The following is a 17,592-nucleotide window of genomic DNA, read 5'->3' on the forward strand; positions in this document are numbered from 1 at the left end:
ACGAATCATATTGAATATTACTATCTTCGTAATGACGGCTATTGAAACCCCGGATGAAAAGACAATAAGCTCACTTAAAGAGGAGGAACTACCTTCCTACGAATTTTCAAAAAGAGGATTGTTTACCGCCTACTCACTTGAAACCGGGGAAAGATTGTTTAAAGATGAGAATGATACATGGTATGCTTCAGCTTCTTTTGAAAAAGAAAACTTTCATGATATCAAGTATGGAAGGCAAACCTTTCCCCCTCCATATACGGATATTCCGTCTGAAGAGCTATCATTTCTTCAAATCTTAAATCGTCATGGATGGATACCCTTGAATGCTCATTACGATAAGGCATTATGTCATGTGGTTGCAGAGGTGGCTGACCTTGATTCGATTTCATTAGAAAAGCAGTCAATTCTTGCACATGCTGATGGGGATGATGATCCGCAGGTTGCCCATTCTATTCATTACATAGAGTCGAAACTTGCTGGCAAACGAACCCGCTTTATTTCTGGCTGGGAATCTCATTCTTTTTTGACGATTACAGAGAGCAAAGAGTATGCAAATCAGATTCTTTTCCCTGTCTCATCCTGGCTCTATCTTTTATATTTTGATTATTTTCTTAAAAACAATGGTAACATTCCATCAGATCAGATGATGCCCCGATTGCTCGGAAATCTTTGGGCATCCACGATGAGAGATTTTCCATTTAACGAAAAGCTGATACACAGCCAAAAATTATAAAGACATAAAAAAAGCCCTCCGGTTAGAAGCTCGAAGGGCTTTACTCTTATTCAACTACTAGTTTTGAAACCATATCTGCATGACCATTTCCACAAGGGACACTGCAGCGAATCGTGTATTCACCTGGTTTAAGGTTCACAACATCTGAAGAACCGCCAGAAACGTTAACGTCTTCTCCTTCAATCATAAGTCCATGATTACCATCAACGTTTTCCAGCTTTAAAGCTACATCTTTATTAGCAGGGATTTTGTATTCTTCTTTATCGAATTTAAAATTACTCGCCTCAATAGTAATTGTTTCTTCCGCATTTTTAGCGCTTTCTTCTTTTTCTTTTCCTCCGCCACATGCTGCTAAGATTCCAATTGCAAGAACAGCGATTGCTGCAAGCCACAATGATTTTTTCAACATATCGATTGCCTCCTTGAGTCTTTCTGATTTCATTATACCCTCATTTTAATTCAACTAGTATGGATAATCTGTGACACTTATCAATACAAAAAAACAGCCCGGCGCACCGGACTATTCTTCCATCTTCTTATACTCATCATGAATTTGTTTAGATGTTTGATCGATCTGTTCTCCCCAATGGTCATTTACTTCCGTAAAGATGACCTTACCTTTTTGATCCATTAAAGCGTAACCACGTTTAGCCACACTTTCTCCCCTCATATCCAAATGATCAATCAGTTTAAATTCTGGATCGGACAAGAATGGAAACGGAGGTTTCATCTCTTGATGCAGAATTGATAAATGTTCCACTGTATCGGAACTCACAGCATAAATATTTACATCCATATCTTTTAATTTTCCGACATTCTCTTTCAGCTGAACCAGCTGAGCTTGACAGAGTCCTCAGCCAGCAGTTGTAAATAAAAAGATTAAGGATGGCTTATCAGATGGGAATACAGAGACCTCTTCACCGTTTTGGTTTTCAAGTTTAGCTTCTTTCAGTTCAGAATCGTTTCCGCAGCCAGCTGCAAATATCGTTAGTAAGACTGCTAAGCAAACAGCTAGTATTTTATGAATCTTTTTCACATCATTCTCCTTTCTATAGATACCACACGTCTATATATATGATATTCTATAATTTCTTCTTCCTAACATTTATTATAATAGAATGAGGTTTACTATATACAATAATTTGAATTATAGAAGGATGATACATATGAAAGTAAAAGCAATGCTATTTTTCATGTTTAGCCTATTATTTGTTTCTGGATGCAGTTATTTTGATTCTGAAAAAAATAAAGGTTTAGTTCAATTGGTTGAAGTCGTTGATGGAGATACAATAAAAGTCCAAATGAACGGAAAAACGGAAACCGTTCGTTTGTTGCTGATTGATACTCCGGAAAGCGTTCACCCATCAAAACCGGTTCAGCCCTTTAGTAAAGAAGCCAGCAAGTATACCGAAGATTTGTTAAAGGATGCTGACGTTGAGTTAGAGCTTGGAATCGGTGAACGAGATAAATACGGAAGGCTTTTAGCATACGTATACGCTGACGGCAAAAGCGTCCAGGAATCTTTGCTGAAAGAGGGATTAGCCCGTGTGGCTTATGTCTTTGAACCCAATACAAAATATGTTGATGAATATCAGGACATTCAGATGAAAGCTCAACAAGAGGGTGTTGGGATTTGGAGTCTAGAGAACTATGTTCAAGAAGATGGCTATTTTTCTAGTGGATCAGAAGCAGGTAAGAGTGAAGTTGACAGTGAAAAAAGCACCGAAGAATGCAGCATTAAGGGAAATATCAATTCTTCCGGGGAAAAAATCTATCATGTTATAAGCGGCAGGTATTATAAGATCACAAAGCCCGAGCAATGGTTTTGTTCAGAAGAAGAAGCGATTAAAGCTGGCTTTAGGAAATCTCAGCAATAATAAAACCGCTAAGATGACAATTCTCCTGTCATCTAGCGGTTTTTTCATCTAACAGCATTCATCTTGTCCAAGCATCACAAGACCTGCACCATGTTGAGAGTCTTCAAAATCAAGCTTCAACGTTGATGTTTGATCTTTAATTCTGTTATCGAAAGCCACTCGAATTCCGTTAATTTCTTCTATTATATCTGTGTTTTCCGGCTCATCCAGAGCCAGGCCTAGCTTTGGACCTCCTCAGCCCATGCCAGCGAAATAAACTCGAATTCCGTTGGCGTTGTTCATTTCAAGCACTTCTTCTATATACTTTTTTGCGCTTAAAGTAATTTCCATTGCCATCACCTCTTACTCTGTAGTATATCGCAAATGAGGTAAAATCGTCTAAGAAATGCTTGAAAGATAGTGACTTTTGGTGAAAGTTAAAAGAATTTGTTAGGGTGAGCTGCTTTTTTGATAGGATTTTGTAATGACTTGTGGCTGTTTGCTGAATTGAATTTGAAGGAATTTCAGTTTATACTGCTCCAAAAATTTTATGTGCCTTAGCAAGTACAGAACTGAGTGTCCTTCCGAGATGCACAAAAACAATAAAAGTGTAATTGTCTAGGGTCTGTCCCCCCCTCGCAGTTGCTTCAAGACCAGCTCGATGTCTCCAGGTGTGAAGCCGCATACCTTCATTGCTTCTGATACTTGAGCTGCCATATTCTCTTTCTCTTGATGAGCTTTGATACGCAGCAGCAGCTCATTTACTTTTGCAGCGTTGTACGTCTCATGGTAGTTTTTACTGAACGTTTCCATACACCTTCCCTCCCCCTTACGTAATTTTTATGCTGTAGCCATATATATGATGAGGACATCCATGCTTAGAATTTGTCCTAGTACTCAGTCCATAATAAAAAGCCTGATGCATGTGCAGCAGGCTTACTAAATTTACAACCAACTATTTCTTCTTCACTTTATACAGAATAAATAAGAAGATGATGACAACAGCGAGAATCATGATCCCTCTTGTATAAGGTGCTGCAATCGTTTTAATGTCCTCCCAGTTTGATCCTAGTCTGCTTCCTAGCTCAATAAAAAAGATAGACCATGGAATAACCGCTAGTGTAGTAAATAACGTAAACTTTGCGAAAGACATTTTTGCGATTCCTGCTGGAATGCTGATCGCATGCCTTACTACCGGGATAAAACGTGCAAAGAAAATTACACCGGTTCCATACTTGTTGAACCATTTCTCTGATAAGTCGATCTGTTTGCTTGAGATTAAGATATACTTTCCGTACTTCTCAAGAAATGGGCGGCCGCCATAATACCCCATCCAATATAAAAACAGCTGTGCGATTGTTCCCCCGATCGTTCCTGCAATCACAGCTAAAGTAAAATTCAAATGTCCTTTTGCAACCATATAGCCACCATAAGATAGAACAAGCTCACTCGGAATTACTTCCACCATCAACCCTAGTGCGATACCTAAATGCCCTAAACTCATTATCCACTCTAATAGAGAAATCACTAATTCTTTCATTGTTTCACCTTATTCTTATTTATAGTTTGGCAGCGATCATAAAACCTGTCCAAGCCGCCAACAATCCTAATGCGTATGTAGAAAATAAATAATAAAGAACGCTTCTCTGACTTTTTTTATATAAAGAAACTGCCTCATATTGCAATGTAGAGAATGTTGTCAGGGCACCTAGAAAGCCCATCCCAACAAACGAATTCAGTATTTCGCGCCTTTCTTCTCCAATTAGCCATCCTAGTAAAAACGATCCTAATACATTAACGAGGAATGTGCCCCATGGAAATCTTGCATTCAGCTTCTGGCATACAAAATATCTCACAAGTGCTCCTATTGCACCACCAGATGCCACAGCTACAGATAGATTGATCAAAGATCTTCACCCACTTTATCCAGTGTAGCTGATCCGAACTTCATTCCAAGAAGAATGGCGGCGATACCAATAACAGTGCTGATTACAAAATACATAAGTGCCATCGTATAGCGTTCATCCTTCATAAGAAGAAGCAGCTCGGCATTAAACGATGAAAAAGTTGTAAATGAGGCGATAATCCCTGTTTGAATGCCTAATATGTAGTGCTTATTTCTGACCATCTTGGCGCCATGAATGACGAACCAGCCAAGAAAGAAACTACCCATAAGATTAATGATTAATGTTGGATAAGGAAAGGCTGCTTCTGGATTAAAAAGAAGGATACCGATCCATAAACGCAGGAGGGCTCCAATCATTCCGCCTATTGCAACTGCTAAAACTTTCACCTGAAGAAATCCTCCTGTATGTACAAAAAGATTAAGACAGACCGCCTTAATCTTTTGTAACTTCTTTGTTCCAAATTAAATTTGAACAATACTTGATGATATCTCGTCTTCTAATGATTCCGATAAAGTGCCCGTCATCATCTGTAACGGGTATAAAGTTTTGGTCAGTAGACAAAGTAATAAGGTCTTCCATGTTTGAGTTGATGGAGACTGAAATATTATTGACACGCTGAGGTACATTTACGAGCTTTGTCTTTAATACATCATCATACCCTTTGTCAAAGGCTTCCCTTAGTTTCCATAAAAGATCGCCTTCTGTTAACGTTCCTATGTAGCGGCCTTCTTCCGACACGAGAGGCACAGAAGTGTACTTGTGGTAAGATAACTTTTCAAGTGCCTGTCTTATCGTTGCTTCTGGGTTCAGGTACTTCACTTCATCTTTAGGCAACAAATAAAAAGCAATATTCATGATAGTACGCGCTCTCCTTTTTAAGCATGATTCACGCTTATTTAAACGCTTTTATAAACACCTCTTTATTATAACAAAAAGGGCAATGATTCGCTTTATTAAACACTACCCTTAAGAATTTCCATTTAGAACTGTTTTCTACCTGCAGTCTGTAGGAAATTCTTACCAAATAGAAATAACATTTTACAAATCGTAATCATTACGTTTATAATGAGGAAGGATTGTTTGAAAGGAGAGATTTACTTATGAAAAACCTTGGTCTTTGCAGCGCTATTATATTATTACTTATATCAGCCGCTTGTGGAAACAATAATGGATCTGATAAAAATGACGGAACATTAAAGATCTACACGACGATGTATCCATTAGAATACTTTACAGAAAGAATTGGCGGCAAGCATGTGGAAGTATCCTCTATTATACCTCCAGGAGCGGATGCACACACGTATGAACCTTCAACCAAAAAAATGGTGGAGATTACAGAGGGAGATGCTTTTGTTTACAACAAACTTGAATCGGATGAATTTTCTTCTTCTGTTGCTGATACGTTAAAAGAAGAAGATATGCCGATTATTGATGGTGCTAAAGGTATCACTTATCATGAGTCATCAGAACATGAAGAGGAAGAACACGGTGAGCATGGAGAGGAAGAGCATGGTGAGCATGAAGAGGAAGAAGCTCACCAGGATCATGGTTCACTTGACCCTCACATTTGGCTTGATCCTGTTTTAGCGCAGCAGATAGCTGATAATATCTATAACGGGCTTGTTAAATTAAAACCTGAAGCAAAAGATGAACTTAAAAAGAATCACGAAACGCTGACTGCGGATTTAAAAGAGCTGGATTCAGCTTTTAATACAAAAGTTGAAAATGCTCCAAAGAACTCATTCATAGTATCCCATGCTGCATATGGTTATTGGGCGGAACGTTACGGACTGGAACAGGTTGCAATCAGCGGTCTTTCACCATCACATGAACCAAGTCAAAAACAGATTCAAACCATTATTGAAAACGCGAAAACAGAAAAAACAAATTACATTATATTTGAAGAAAACGTAAATAACAAAGTTGCAGCTATGATTAAAAAAGAAGTCGGTGCAGATACTTTGTCACTTCATAACTTGGAGACATTGACAAAAGAAGATATCAAGAACGACCGTGATTACCTATCGATCATGAAAGAAAACATTGATACACTTTCAAAAGCATTGCAATAAAGCAAAACGCCCGGGAAAAAATTTCCCAGGCGTTTTTTTTAGATGGCATCATGCATTTTAAATTGAGATACAACCAGATGATAATAGATTCCTTCAGCATTCATAAGCTCTGTATGATTACCTTGTTCCATTATTTCACCATGGTCTAATACGATGATATTATCAGCTTCTCTAATGGTAGACAGTCTATGAGCAATAATGATTGCCGTTCTGTCTTTCAACAAAGTCTTTAGGGCTTTTTGTATTTTTTGCTCAGATTCTGTATCGATACTTGCTGTTGCTTCATCAAGGATTAATATGTCCGGATCAGCGAGAAGCGCTCTTGCAAAAGATAGGAGCTGTCTCTCTCCAACAGATAACACGTTCCCTCTTTCTTCAACTTCAGTTTCATAACCATTTGAAAGCCTTTCAATAAAAGCATGCGCACCAACAGCTTTTGCGGCTTTCTTCACTTCCTCATCAGATGCATTCGGTCTTCCGAAACGTACATTCTCCATGATTGTTCCAGAGAAGATAAACGTATCTTGAAGGACCACACTCACCTTTTCGCGAAGACTGGCTAAATTTACATCTTTTAAGTTTTTCCTATCGATCAGAACTTCACCTGAAGTCGGGTCATAAAAACGGCTGACTAAGTTAGCGATAGTCGTCTTACCTGAACCAGTATGGCCGACTAAAGCTACTGTTTGACCACCATGTATCTTAAGGTCAATTCCTTTTAGAGCTTTTCGGTCAGCGTTATAAGCAAATTCTACATCCTTAAACTCGATATCGCCTTGAATTTGAGAGAATACATACGCATCATCTTTCTCATGGACATTCGGCTTTTCATCCAAAAATTCAAAGATTCGTTCAGAAGATGCCATTCCAACTAAAAGCTGATTATAAACCTGCCCTAATCGGGAGATCGGCTCCCAGAACATACCAAGATAAAAAGCAAACGTTACAAACACCCCGATTTCCAAAGCTTCCCCTTGAATCAGATAAGAACCAAACCATAATAGAATAGCCGTTCCAATCGCATTCGACATCTCAACGAACGGCCGGAACAAGGCATTCTGCTGTGTTGCCGTTTTCCAGCTGTCATACGTTTCATTATTTACACCGTTAAAAAAGCTCATGTTCTCTTTTTCTTGTGTATACGATTTTGTTACGCGGATCCCTTGAATGCTCTCATTAAGATGGGAGTTAAGTTTGGATTGTTTAATGCGTACAACCTGCCAAGAACGTCTGATCTTTGTCCTCAGACTCGTTGAGATAAAGAACATGAGTGGCAGGATTACCATAATGGCTAATGTTAGCTCTGGGCTGTAAATAAACATGATCACGATAATGCCGAACAACAGGATAATATCCATCAATACATTGATAACCCCGTTTGTAAAAAGATCTTGAAGAGAGTTAACGTCATTGATGATCCGAACGAGTATAGACCCGGCAGATCGCTGATCGAAAAATCGGTGAGACAGTCTCTGAATGTGTTTGAACAGATGTTGTCTTATATCGTAAATTACATACTGTCCCAGATAGTTCATCCATTTTATCCGTAATGTATTTGCTCCCCATGAGAGCAAGTATAAGCCTGCTATAGCAATGATCAATGTGACAAGAAGTGAAGTATCCTTATTCTTAATCGCATGATCAAATGTCAGAACCCCTATAAAAACAGGCACGACAAGCCTGACTGCTGTTGAGACGATCATAGCTAATATCGCTTTTGGCAGCAGGTTCTTGCTGTATGGTTTCATATATCCGAACAGCCGAATGATCTGTCCCCAGTTAAAGGGTTTATCGATTACTTGTTCAGAAGAATATCGAAACCGGGCAGATTTTTTTAGTTTATTTGTTTCTTGCACCTTTACACCCCCTGACCGTTCATTTGAAACACTTTGTCTTTATCTTGATATTGAATGTCATAGATTCTGCGGTACGATCCTGATTCTTCACGAATAAGCTCCTCATGTGTTCCGCGTTCAATAACCTCTCCCTCATGAAGAACGAGAATCTCATCTGCATGTTTTAAAGAAGAGATCCTGTGCGCAATAATAAAAGTCGTTCGGTCGCTCATTACTTCTTTTAACGCTTTTTGAATTCTAAATTCCGTTTCCATATCAACTGCACTTGTTGCATCATCCAGAATGAGAATGGTCGGATCAATAAGAATGGCTCTAGCTATTGAAATCCTTTGCTTTTGACCGCCAGAAAGACCAAGTCCCCTCTCACCTAGAACGGTGTCGTATCCATCTGGAAGTTCCATGATAAAATCATGCGCCTGTGCCCGTTTTGCAGCATCAATAATAGCTTCCATATCTGCATCCGGACTGCCATACGAAATGTTATCTTTTATGGTAGACGAAAATAAAAAGGACTCTTGCAGGACGGTTCCAATATTCTTTCTGATCGTTCTGAGCGGATATGTTTCAAGAGGTTTACCATCAATAAGGATATTTCCGGAATGAGGCTGATAAAATCTTGACAACAGCTGTGTAATGGATGTTTTCCCTGAACCTGTTGCACCGATAAGTCCTATTGTCTGACCTGGTTCAGCCTTAAAGGATACATGTTTGAGCGCATCTTTTTTCTCATTTTTATAACGGTGTGTAACCTCTTCAAACGTTACCTCACCATTAAAGCGTACCACTTCAAGTTCTCGGTCTTCCCCCTCCATCTCAAGAGGTTCATCTAAAATTTCTAACAGACGCTCACCAGAAGCTTTGGATTGAGAAAAAGTGTTCATGATAAAGCCTAGATTCATGATCGGCCCCATGATGTACCATACAAGACTGAAGAACGCAACAAGCTCGCCTGCTGTCAGGTCCCCTTTTATTACAAGGTAGCCTCCGTATGCAAGAAGAAACACGACTGATAAGTTCCCGATCAATTCCATGATAGGAAAGTACCGTGCCCAGATGTGTGAAGTGTGTATAAATTGAGATTTGTAATCTGCGTTCGAAGTATCAAATTTACCAATCTCAAAATCTTCGCGCGATAAAGATTTGACCGTGTTGATACCGCTAATGTTTTCCTGAACTTTCGTATTCAGGTTAGCCATAGATTTTCGGATTCCTCTAAAAGCGGGATGAACTTCTTTATCAAACTTGTAAACAACGAGTGCGAGGAAAGGCATCATACAGAGTGTGATGATAGCCAAAGGAATGGAATAGAAGAACATGACGGATAGACTGAAGCCAATAATCAGCACAAAGTTGATTAGTTGGGAGAATCCAAACGAAAGGAAAAAACGGAACCCCTCAACATCTGCGGTTAGCCGTGACATTAAATCACCGGTTTTCGCATTATCATAATAGTCAAATGGCAAGAATTGAAGTTTTTCGTATAAAGATTCGCGAAGCTCATATACCGAACTAATCCCAAACAAATCTCCGTAAAACTGATGACTATATGTAGCTGCCCCTTTTATAGCCATAAGAAGTACAAAGCCGATTGCTACATAGGGGACGAAAGAATATTCCCCTTTCATGATGATTTCATCGATGGTAAATTGCAAGACCATCGGATAAACAACGGTAATACCTGATACAAGAAACAAAGTCAGGATCGACCAATAAAAGTATTTTTTATAAGGCCAATAAAAGTCTTTTAATCTCTTAAATGTATCCAGATCAATCACCTTCCCCCTTCTGTAAAATAAAAGACAATATACATCTTATAACAGAATAGTTAGAAAAAACTATATTTTTGCTCATATTCTTTACTAAAAACTTTTTTAACTAGTTACCATATGAATTATCAATTATGTTAACCAAGTACCTTTCCTATAGTACTAAAAAAAGCCCCGATATATTCGAGGCTTTTTTCCTTATCTTTTTCTTCTAAATGCAAAAAACGAAACAATCGCTATTAAAATCACGAGACCTATTGTAAGGGGTGCAAAATAACTAGGATTTTTGGGTTGGTCTTTTTTATCTGCTTCAGGCAGCGCTTGCTCTGCATCGTCCTCTTGCTTTTCTTGGCCTTCTTCCTGTAGAGCCTGTTCTGGACGTTCCACAGAGAACGTATAGTTCCCTTCAATAACGTGACTGTCAGCACCGATTACTTTGTACTCTACGGTATAATTACCATTTTCCAACGGCGCATTCATTTTTCCGATCATTTGGTCGTCTTCAACACTTACCTGGAGTGGAATCTCTTTATTATCATTTTTTAGTTTTATCGTACTTAAAGACTCAATCTTCGTTGAAAAGGTTAAGACCACAGTTTCAAGATCTGTTGTAACTTTCTCCCCTTCTGCTGGTGTTGCTGATTCTAGTTCTGAATGAGCAAATGCAAATAAAGGAAGTTGAAATACAACTGTAAGTAAGAACACAAAGGATAATACCGTTTTTTTCATAGCTTGACTCCCTGTAACATATTTTCTTTCTATCTACATTAAAACAAAGATCAGGTGTTCTTCACAAGAATTTTTGTCTATAAAAATCGTTGACAGTTTTTTAGTTATACATACAATTAATGCCTATTTTAAGGGAAACTCCGCTCTTGCCTGCTTCGAAAATGAAAACAGGCATAGGATATAAGGAATTAACAATTGCAAGAATTAAAGGAGGAAAAATCGATGGGTTTTGCTCATGGCAATTCTTTTGCGTTGGTAGTAGTGTTGTTTATTCTATTGATTATTGTAGGGGCAGCTTGCTTCTGCTAATAAAAGGTAGATTGATGGGAGAAAACCGGCTGAGCCCGGTTTTTTCTTTTTTTATATAAAAAGACTCAGCACTATTGTGCTGAGTCCTCTTCTTGTTCTTTTTCCAAGTTGCCATTTACCGTTTGTGCATTTTCGCCGTATTTTTTCTTAAGATCCCAATATGCTTCCAGCGCACGCTGTCCGATGTATTTGTTGATTTTTTGGTTTCCGTTTTGCGGTGTACCCTCAGGAACAACAACAGCAAATGCAATCTCAGGATTTTCGAATGGAGCATATCCGACGAGTGTCAGGTTATGCTTTTCAACCAACTGCCCTGTACGAGGATGCTTAATGATACGCTGAGCAGTACCGGTCTTTCCTGCTGGGTTGTGATACTTTTCTGGATCATCGAAATAACTTTTAGCTGTACCTCCAGGAGCATGCATAACTTGCCAGAATCCTTGCTGAACTCTTTTTATATATTCGTCTTCAACATCAAGCTTGTTTAAAATTTCTGGTTCAAATCGTTTAAGTAACTTACCATGTGTTTCTTCAGATGTAGCAGGTTCACGAACTTCTCTTACTAATTGAGGCTTCACTCTGTATCCACCATTGGCAATAGTAGATACGTATTGCACCAATTGAATCGTTGTATACGTATCAAACTGCCCGATCCCTAAGTCATAGAGTGTACCTGACTCACCTTCCGGCGGCTTTCCTTCATAACCTACCGCTTCATTCGGAAAATCGATCCCTGTTTTGACTCCCAATCCAAATTGACTGAACGAATAACGTGCTTCTGCATACGTTTCCGTCCAATGCTCAGGCCCGATCATGCGGTCCATAATGTTAAACATGTAAACGTTGGATGACATTCGAAGTGCATCTAGGTCATTGATAGAGCCCATGTTCTTCCATGAGGATTTATTCATTCCGTTCTTTGTAAACGGTGCGTCATAAATTACTGTACCCATACCTATTACTTTCTGTTGTAAACCTGTAAGTACAGTTGCACCTTTTACTGTTGATCCCATCTCATACGCGTTAAAGAGAGCGCCATAGGCATCATTGTGGAATTCACCGTCTTCGTATGTTTTTCCTGCGATCCCTTTTACTTCACCTGTTTTGGGATTCATCATTACGATATAGGCTGATTTAAGCAGGTCATTTCCACCGAGTGGTTTTGCTCTCAAAATTTCCTCTTCTAAAATCTTTTCTAATCGGAATTGAAGTTCCATATCGAGTGTCAAAACAATGTCTTTACCACGTTGACCTGGTATCGTTTTAGGCTCACCAATCGTCTCTCCAGTTTTCGGATTTGTAAGGTAAACCGACTTTTCCTTCGTACCTCTTAATACTTGCTCATATTGAACTTCAAGACCACTTATTCCCACTTGGTCACTTCTGTCATAACCCATACTCAAGAAATATTCTGTTCTGGTTTTTGGAATTTGCTTTACCTTCCCAAAGATCGTAGATTCACCGTATGGATAGATTCGTTCAGAGTCAGCCATAATATCAACTCCAGGAAGATCTCCAAGGTTTTCAGATATTACGGAAACTTCCTCATTGCTTAAATTGGTCTTTATGCGTTGCGCTGAATAAGCATAACCAGTATCCATCGCCCTTTTATAAGCTAGAACGTTTATATCTTTTTCACTAAGGCTATTGATCTCTTCTTCCGTAATTTTGTTAACCAGCGCTTTATATTGTTCTTTATCACTTAATTTCTTTTCTTTTTTGCTCAAGCGCTCTTCAAGAAGTTCTGCAACGCCTATTTTAGCAATAAAGTAGTCCTTCTTATCACGTTCGGTGATTTTTTTCTTTTGCTCTTCTGTTACACCTAGCCGTTCAGCGAGCCATTTTGCAATCCGTATCGTGTCTTCTGCTTTAGTATCCACTGTTTTTGTATATGTTAAAGAAAAGAAGGGCTTGTTCCCTACAACTTCACGAAAATTGCTGTCTAATAGCTTTCCGCGCGGTGCTTCTTTTCTTGCAATGACTTCCTCTACTGCTTCAGACTCCAGCCGTTTTTCCTCTCCGTTCACAATCTGGAGAACACCTAACCTTAAGATAAGGATGGAGAACAGAAAAAACACGACTAAAAACAAGACATTTAAACGAAAGGGTACTTGTGATTTTTTCCTCTTTTTTTCCGGATCCGCTTTCGTTACCATCATACCGCTCCTTTTGGAAAATTTTCCGTTAATTTTACAATTATATTACAAAAGCATCTACCTATAGATTACTAGAAGTTGACCACAATTCCAAGATATTCACTAAAAAAAACCTTATCTTTTTTTGATAAGGTTTAATTAAATTATTCTGCAGCTAGTGTTAGACTTTTTGTGGGAACAGGTCTTCCAAAATAATAGCCTTGTGCAAGCTCTACCCCGTATTTTAGTGCGGCCTCAGCTTCTTCTTGTCTTTCGATCCCCTCTGCTAGAACGATTGCCTTTATGCTTTTTGCAACATCAACAATTTGTTTTATCATTTCAGTGGATTACTTCCAAACCATTATCGGCAGCCAGTTGCTGCAAACTTTGCATAAGGACTGGGTAATCGGAACGAATGTTCAAAAAACCTTAAACGGAAAATCAGCTGACGGGCGACATTGCGAACATGACATTTGAAAACCTCCAAAAAAAGAATTGCAAACCTTTTCAAAATTTGCTATTTTATAATTCTGCGCTTTTTATATGACAACTACATAAAGGGGGACTTATGGTTTATTGGATTCTTTTACAAAAGAGCTTTATGCGAAATATGCAGTATAAAGTTGCCCATCTTATCAATAATGCGGCAAGCGCTATCTTCGGCTTTGTCTTTATTGCCATCTGGGTAGGTGTATTGCAAGGAAAAGAAAATGAAAGTCCCTATAGTGCACTGGACATGACCTATTACATCTCGGCCGTTCAATGTATCCTTTGGGTATCTGGATTTCTAACAGCAGGACTCAATATTCAAAATGGAGTTCGAAACGGAGCCATCTCATTAGAACTCGTTAGACCCACTAATTTTTTTCTATATGTTACCTCACAGGAAGCTGGCCGGCTTCTGTACAATTTCTTCTTTCGCTCGGTCCCAATCGGACTCGTTTTTGCATTGACAGTTGGCTTTTATTTACCTCAACATCCAGCAACTTATATTTACATATGTATATCAATATTTTTAGCAGTGATCATATCAGTAAATCTTCACTATCTGGTAGGAATAAGCGCTTGCTGGACCACCGAGATTGCTTGGGCACACTTTGTTAACTTTACCTTGTTAGTCGGCCTTGGCGGCCAGCTCGTCCCGATCGACTTGCTCCCTTCGCCTCTATCAGCGTTAACACCCTATTTACCATTTGCTGGCGCCATTTATTATCCTGTGATGGTCTTTTTAGAAAAAGCGTCAAACGAGGTTATCTTTATTCAGCTCTTTTGGGCTGTAGGGTTAACTCTTATCAATATGTGGCTTACAGAAAAAGCACGCCACAAACTAGAGATACAAGGAGGATAAATGATGAGCCTTTACCTGAAATTAATCTCTGGCAGCCTTCGCTCTCGCATGCAATACAAAATGAACTTTCTAGTATCCTCCATTTCTTACGGTCTCATCATGGCCGTGGATTTTGTTTTGCTTGCTGCCATTTTGCAGCGTTTTAACGATGTTAAAGGATGGAATCTTTATGAAGTGGGTTTGCTGTATGGAATCTCTTCTGTTGCCATTACTCTGTACAGAGTTTTTGGCGTTGAGATACATAACTTTGAACGATACATGGTTGAAGGAGACTTTGACAGTCTTTTGATTAGACCTGTTTCTCCACTGTCCTTGCTCTTAACTAAGAACTTGGATCTGTCACGAATTGGCGGAACTATTCAGGGCATCCTTATCCTTGCCATTTCTATTTTCGGTCTGAATTTGAAGAATTTTGAACTGTTTTTATTAGTGCTTTATTTACCCATCTCAATTATTTCAGGAGTAGCCATTTGCTTTTCTTTAGGACTATTAACTGCTACGATTGCTTTTTGGACACAGCGGATCAAAGATTTTCAAACATTTACGCTGTATGCTCCTTTTAACGCAGCCAACTACCCCATGAACATTTATCCAAGCTGGTTGAAGTTGATCTTTTTTACTGTTATTCCAGTCGGTTTTATGAACTATACTCCTATTCTATTTTTATTGGATAAAGGCGGCAGTCTCTGGAATCTTGCATTGCCTCCAGCTGTTGCAACCATTTTCTTATTTTTAGCATTACGTTTCTGGCAATTTGGCATCCGGCATTATCACAGTACAGGAAGCTAAGGAGGGTTATCTATGATTGTTGCAGATCAATTGAACAAACATTTTAAGATCTATGAAACCAAGAAAGGATTCATCGGCTCATTCGCGTCTCTTCTATCAACTAAACATCATATTGTAAAAGCAGTAAATGACATTTCTTTTACGATTGAAAAAGGTGAATTTGTTGGGTATATAGGGCCGAACGGTGCAGGTAAATCAACCACGATCAAGATGCTGTCTGGCATTCTTCATCCAACTAACGGAAGAATTGAAGTCGGCGGCATTAGCCCCCAAAAGAGAAGAAAAGAAGTAGCAAAGAAGATTGGGATCGTTTTCGGACAGCGCACCCAGCTATGGTGGGACCTTCCGTTAAGAGATTCATTTGATATTCTAAAAGAAATGTACAAAGTACCTGATGCGAAATACCAACGGTTTTTAAAATTGTATGATGATATGCTTCAGATCGGAAAATTTATGGATACACCTGTACGAAAACTCTCCTTAGGTCAAAGAATGCGCGGCGATCTAGCAGCTGCCATGATACACGATCCGGATATCTTATTTTTGGATGAACCAACGATCGGGTTGGATGTGAATGCAAAAACGAGTATTCGGGCTTTTCTAAAAGAATTGAATACCAATGAAAAGAAAACGATTCTATTAACGACTCACGATATGGATGACATTGAACAGCTATGCAGCCGTGTAATCGTGATCAACCACGGTCAGATTGTTCTAGATGGAACATTGGAAGAGTTAAGGAAAAATATTGGTTTGCCAAGCTTGATGGAAATTCAATACCGGGAGAAACCAGATGTTTCTGAAGTCAAACTAACCGGAATTGAAAAGATGAAGTGGGAAGATGAAAAACTCGTCATTCTTTATGATCGTTCTGTTCTTTCATCACCATCTTTGCTGCAGAATGTAACACAATGGGGTGAACCGTTAGATATTCAGATGAAAGAACCGGATATCGAGGAAGTTATTCAAAAGATTTACTAGTAATAAAGAGAGAAAGCTGGCTCATCAGGTCTTTTTTGCCCTGTAGAGCCAGCTTTCCTACTTTATTTGATTACTTTTTATGATAATCTGTCCGATTCGAGCAACAATCTGTCCACTTGGATCACTAATTTGTCCAGTTGAAGAAATAATCTGTCTAATCTAGTTTGAAAGCCATTTTTGCAAGTTCTCCATCTGATTCATCGCATCTATCCGGCCTTGTTCATACAATACGCCAAGTCGTTTCGGATCTCGCTCTACTCGTTTCACTTGCATTTTCTCCATCGGCCGTAAAACAAATAGATTGCCTTTCTTCTCTTCTTCTTCAATATAATCCAAGGTCTCGTTATATCTTAGGTAACGTCCTCTTAAGCTTTCATCGAGGCCTGTATATTCTGGATAAAATCGCCTTGTAACCCATGTCATTCTAGGCTTCTTCTTTCGATAGCCCTGATTTTGCGTTAGAACGACTACGCCCTTTTTTACACCATCATTCAAAGCTTGACGAACCGGTATCGGATCGGAAATGCCCCCGTCCATCATATGCCCTCCTGCAATCTCAACCACTGGAGCAATAAAGGGTATAGAAGAAGATGCACGTAAAACTTTTGATATATCCACCTCTTCATAGTCTTCTCTGCTTAGATAGACGGGTTTTCCTGTACGGCAGTCGGTAACTACGACGACAAAACGTTCTTCTGACTGATTAAACGCCTGATAATCAAATGGAACAAGCCGATTTGGCAACTCATCAAAGATGAAATCCATCCCAAATAATCCTTTTTTCTTAAACAGCCAATTTTTATAGGAAATATATTCAGGATGTGAGCTGTATTCAAGATTCACCGTACGGTTTCTTCCGTGCTGCCTCGATAAGTAAGATACTGCATTACATGCTCCTGCAGATGCACCAATGACATATGGAAAATAAAGGTCGTTCTCCATGAACACATCCAGTACTCCTGCAGTATAGACCCCGCGCATTCCGCCACCTTCAAGAATAAGTCCAGAGTTTTCCAAATTTGGCACCACCTATTGTTAACTAACTTTATTATTTATGATTTTAATTATATGAAAAACAGATAAGAAAAATCCAGTGGATCGTTCTAAAATA

21 protein-coding genes and 1 pseudogene are annotated in these 17,592 nt (G+C 38.9%); 7 read left to right on the forward strand and 15 right to left on the reverse strand.

Annotation, left to right across the window (positions count from 1 at the left end; genetic code table 11):
• Positions 1–10: 10 nt before the first annotated feature.
• Positions 11–733, forward strand: a complete 723-nt coding sequence (locus tag IEV52_RS13480; protein ID WP_188403040.1) for a hypothetical protein — start codon at positions 11–13, stop codon at positions 731–733.
• A 46-nt stretch (positions 734–779) separates the two neighbouring features.
• Here the strand turns inward: IEV52_RS13480 and IEV52_RS13485 are convergent, their stop codons facing one another.
• The 3 genes and pseudogenes from IEV52_RS13485 to IEV52_RS13495 all read right to left on the reverse strand — a co-directional run bounded on the left by IEV52_RS13485 (position 780) and on the right by IEV52_RS13495 (position 1,769).
• Positions 780–1,142: a cupredoxin domain-containing protein gene (locus IEV52_RS13485; RefSeq protein ID WP_188403041.1), complete on the reverse strand. Its 363-nt coding sequence runs from the start codon at positions 1,140–1,142 to the stop codon at positions 780–782.
• Between the two features lie 111 nt (positions 1,143–1,253).
• Positions 1,254–1,571 (reverse strand): annotated as a pseudogene (locus IEV52_RS13490) (redoxin domain-containing protein); the annotation flags it as partial.
• A 15-nt stretch (positions 1,572–1,586) separates the two neighbouring features.
• Positions 1,587–1,769, reverse strand: a complete 183-nt coding sequence (locus IEV52_RS13495; protein ID WP_188403042.1) for a hypothetical protein — start codon at positions 1,767–1,769, stop codon at positions 1,587–1,589.
• Positions 1,770–1,899: 130 nt separating this feature from the next.
• On the opposite strand from IEV52_RS13495, the gene IEV52_RS13500 reads away from it, so the two are divergent.
• Positions 1,900–2,610 (forward strand): thermonuclease family protein, encoded by a 711-nt coding sequence (locus tag IEV52_RS13500; RefSeq protein WP_188403043.1) that lies wholly within the window; start codon positions 1,900–1,902, stop codon positions 2,608–2,610.
• Between the two features lie 48 nt (positions 2,611–2,658).
• Here the strand turns inward: IEV52_RS13500 and IEV52_RS22795 are convergent, their stop codons facing one another.
• The 6 genes from IEV52_RS22795 to IEV52_RS13530 form a co-directional block, all read right to left on the reverse strand.
• Positions 2,659–2,940, reverse strand: a complete 282-nt coding sequence (locus IEV52_RS22795) for an adhesin (RefSeq protein ID WP_188403044.1) — start codon at positions 2,938–2,940, stop codon at positions 2,659–2,661.
• A 267-nt stretch (positions 2,941–3,207) separates the two neighbouring features.
• The gene (locus tag IEV52_RS13510) at positions 3,208–3,402 is read right to left on the reverse strand and encodes a hypothetical protein (RefSeq protein ID WP_188403045.1); all 195 of its coding nucleotides are present in this window, start codon (positions 3,400–3,402) and stop codon (positions 3,208–3,210) included.
• Positions 3,403–3,544: 142 nt separating this feature from the next.
• A complete protein-coding gene (gene uptA, locus IEV52_RS13515; RefSeq protein WP_188403046.1) occupies positions 3,545–4,129 on the reverse strand; it encodes an undecaprenyl phosphate transporter UptA in 585 nt (194 codons plus the stop codon).
• Between the two features lie 19 nt (positions 4,130–4,148).
• A complete protein-coding gene (locus tag IEV52_RS13520; RefSeq protein WP_188403047.1) occupies positions 4,149–4,496 on the reverse strand; it encodes a fluoride efflux transporter FluC in 348 nt (115 codons plus the stop codon).
• Entirely contained in the window at positions 4,493–4,882 is a 390-nt protein-coding gene (gene crcB, locus IEV52_RS13525) for a fluoride efflux transporter CrcB (RefSeq protein ID WP_188403048.1), read from the reverse strand. Before crcB ends, IEV52_RS13520 begins: the two co-directional genes overlap by 4 nt.
• A gap of 46 nt (positions 4,883–4,928) precedes the next feature.
• Positions 4,929–5,351: a CBS domain-containing protein gene (locus IEV52_RS13530; protein WP_188403049.1), complete on the reverse strand. Its 423-nt coding sequence runs from the start codon at positions 5,349–5,351 to the stop codon at positions 4,929–4,931.
• A gap of 245 nt (positions 5,352–5,596) precedes the next feature.
• On the opposite strand from IEV52_RS13530, the gene IEV52_RS13535 reads away from it, so the two are divergent.
• A complete protein-coding gene (locus IEV52_RS13535; RefSeq protein ID WP_188403050.1) occupies positions 5,597–6,568 on the forward strand; it encodes a metal ABC transporter solute-binding protein, Zn/Mn family in 972 nt (323 codons plus the stop codon).
• A gap of 38 nt (positions 6,569–6,606) precedes the next feature.
• Here IEV52_RS13535 and IEV52_RS13540 read toward each other — a convergent pair whose 3' ends face one another.
• The 3 genes from IEV52_RS13540 to IEV52_RS13550 all read right to left on the reverse strand — a co-directional run bounded on the left by IEV52_RS13540 (position 6,607) and on the right by IEV52_RS13550 (position 10,919).
• Positions 6,607–8,424: an ABC transporter ATP-binding protein gene (locus IEV52_RS13540; protein ID WP_229754286.1), complete on the reverse strand. Its 1,818-nt coding sequence runs from the start codon at positions 8,422–8,424 to the stop codon at positions 6,607–6,609.
• Positions 8,425–8,426: 2 nt separating this feature from the next.
• Positions 8,427–10,190: an ABC transporter ATP-binding protein gene (locus tag IEV52_RS13545; RefSeq protein ID WP_188403916.1), complete on the reverse strand. Its 1,764-nt coding sequence runs from the start codon at positions 10,188–10,190 to the stop codon at positions 8,427–8,429.
• 198 nt (positions 10,191–10,388) lie between these two features.
• A complete protein-coding gene (locus IEV52_RS13550; protein ID WP_188403051.1) occupies positions 10,389–10,919 on the reverse strand; it encodes a copper resistance CopC family protein in 531 nt (176 codons plus the stop codon).
• A 222-nt stretch (positions 10,920–11,141) separates the two neighbouring features.
• Here IEV52_RS13550 and IEV52_RS13555 point away from each other — a divergent pair, with 222 nt between their 5' ends.
• Entirely contained in the window at positions 11,142–11,228 is an 87-nt protein-coding gene (locus IEV52_RS13555) for a YjcZ family sporulation protein (protein ID WP_077361959.1), read from the forward strand.
• Between the two features lie 71 nt (positions 11,229–11,299).
• Here IEV52_RS13555 and IEV52_RS13560 read toward each other — a convergent pair whose 3' ends face one another.
• Both IEV52_RS13560 and IEV52_RS13565 read right to left on the reverse strand, forming a co-directional pair.
• The gene (locus tag IEV52_RS13560) at positions 11,300–13,384 is read right to left on the reverse strand and encodes a peptidoglycan D,D-transpeptidase FtsI family protein (RefSeq protein ID WP_188403052.1); all 2,085 of its coding nucleotides are present in this window, start codon (positions 13,382–13,384) and stop codon (positions 11,300–11,302) included.
• A gap of 143 nt (positions 13,385–13,527) precedes the next feature.
• Positions 13,528–13,701 (reverse strand): EAL domain-containing protein, encoded by a 174-nt coding sequence (locus IEV52_RS13565; protein ID WP_188403053.1) that lies wholly within the window; start codon positions 13,699–13,701, stop codon positions 13,528–13,530.
• Positions 13,702–13,931: 230 nt separating this feature from the next.
• On the opposite strand from IEV52_RS13565, the gene IEV52_RS13570 reads away from it, so the two are divergent.
• Genes IEV52_RS13570 through IEV52_RS13580 form a run of 3 tightly spaced genes read left to right on the forward strand, consistent with a single transcriptional unit; the run spans position 13,932 to position 16,481 of the window.
• Complete coding sequence (locus tag IEV52_RS13570; protein WP_188403054.1) at positions 13,932–14,711, forward strand: ABC transporter permease; 780 nt, start codon at positions 13,932–13,934, stop codon at positions 14,709–14,711.
• Positions 14,712–14,714: 3 nt separating this feature from the next.
• On the forward strand, positions 14,715–15,500 hold the full coding sequence (locus IEV52_RS13575; RefSeq protein ID WP_229754287.1) for an ABC transporter permease: 786 nt from the start codon (positions 14,715–14,717) through the stop codon (positions 15,498–15,500).
• Positions 15,501–15,512: 12 nt separating this feature from the next.
• The gene (locus tag IEV52_RS13580; RefSeq protein ID WP_188403056.1) at positions 15,513–16,481 is read left to right on the forward strand and encodes an ABC transporter ATP-binding protein; all 969 of its coding nucleotides are present in this window, start codon (positions 15,513–15,515) and stop codon (positions 16,479–16,481) included.
• A gap of 159 nt (positions 16,482–16,640) precedes the next feature.
• Here the strand turns inward: IEV52_RS13580 and IEV52_RS13585 are convergent, their stop codons facing one another.
• Positions 16,641–17,498: a patatin-like phospholipase family protein gene (locus IEV52_RS13585; RefSeq protein WP_188403057.1), complete on the reverse strand. Its 858-nt coding sequence runs from the start codon at positions 17,496–17,498 to the stop codon at positions 16,641–16,643.
• Positions 17,499–17,592 lie beyond the last annotated feature (94 nt).

The sequence above is a fragment of the Fictibacillus barbaricus genome, from assembly GCF_014635025.1.
GTDB lineage: Bacteria > Bacillota > Bacilli > Bacillales > Fictibacillaceae > Fictibacillus > Fictibacillus barbaricus.

Bases quoted from the DNA above. Each gene is read 5' to 3' on its own strand.
- IEV52_RS13485 (WP_188403041.1), bottom strand. From the start codon at position 1,142: ATGTTGAAAAAATCATTGTGGCTTGCAGCAATCGCTGTTCTTGCAATT.
- IEV52_RS13500 (WP_188403043.1), top strand. From the start codon at position 1,900: ATGAAAGTAAAAGCAATGCTATTTTTCATGTTTAGCCTATTATTTGTT.
- IEV52_RS13510 (WP_188403045.1), bottom strand. From the start codon at position 3,402: ATGGAAACGTTCAGTAAAAACTACCATGAGACGTACAACGCTGCAAAA.
- uptA (WP_188403046.1), bottom strand. From the start codon at position 4,129: ATGAAAGAATTAGTGATTTCTCTATTAGAGTGGATAATGAGTTTAGGG.
- IEV52_RS13530 (WP_188403049.1), bottom strand. From the start codon at position 5,351: ATGAATATTGCTTTTTATTTGTTGCCTAAAGATGAAGTGAAGTACCTG.
- IEV52_RS13535 (WP_188403050.1), top strand. From the start codon at position 5,597: ATGAAAAACCTTGGTCTTTGCAGCGCTATTATATTATTACTTATATCA.
- IEV52_RS13550 (WP_188403051.1), bottom strand. From the start codon at position 10,919: ATGAAAAAAACGGTATTATCCTTTGTGTTCTTACTTACAGTTGTATTT.
- IEV52_RS13555 (WP_077361959.1), top strand. From the start codon at position 11,142: ATGGGTTTTGCTCATGGCAATTCTTTTGCGTTGGTAGTAGTGTTGTTT.
- IEV52_RS13560 (WP_188403052.1), bottom strand. From the start codon at position 13,384: ATGGTAACGAAAGCGGATCCGGAAAAAAAGAGGAAAAAATCACAAGTA.
- IEV52_RS13565 (WP_188403053.1), bottom strand. From the start codon at position 13,701: ATGATAAAACAAATTGTTGATGTTGCAAAAAGCATAAAGGCAATCGTT.
- IEV52_RS13570 (WP_188403054.1), top strand. From the start codon at position 13,932: ATGGTTTATTGGATTCTTTTACAAAAGAGCTTTATGCGAAATATGCAG.
- IEV52_RS13575 (WP_229754287.1), top strand. From the start codon at position 14,715: ATGAGCCTTTACCTGAAATTAATCTCTGGCAGCCTTCGCTCTCGCATG.
- IEV52_RS13580 (WP_188403056.1), top strand. From the start codon at position 15,513: ATGATTGTTGCAGATCAATTGAACAAACATTTTAAGATCTATGAAACC.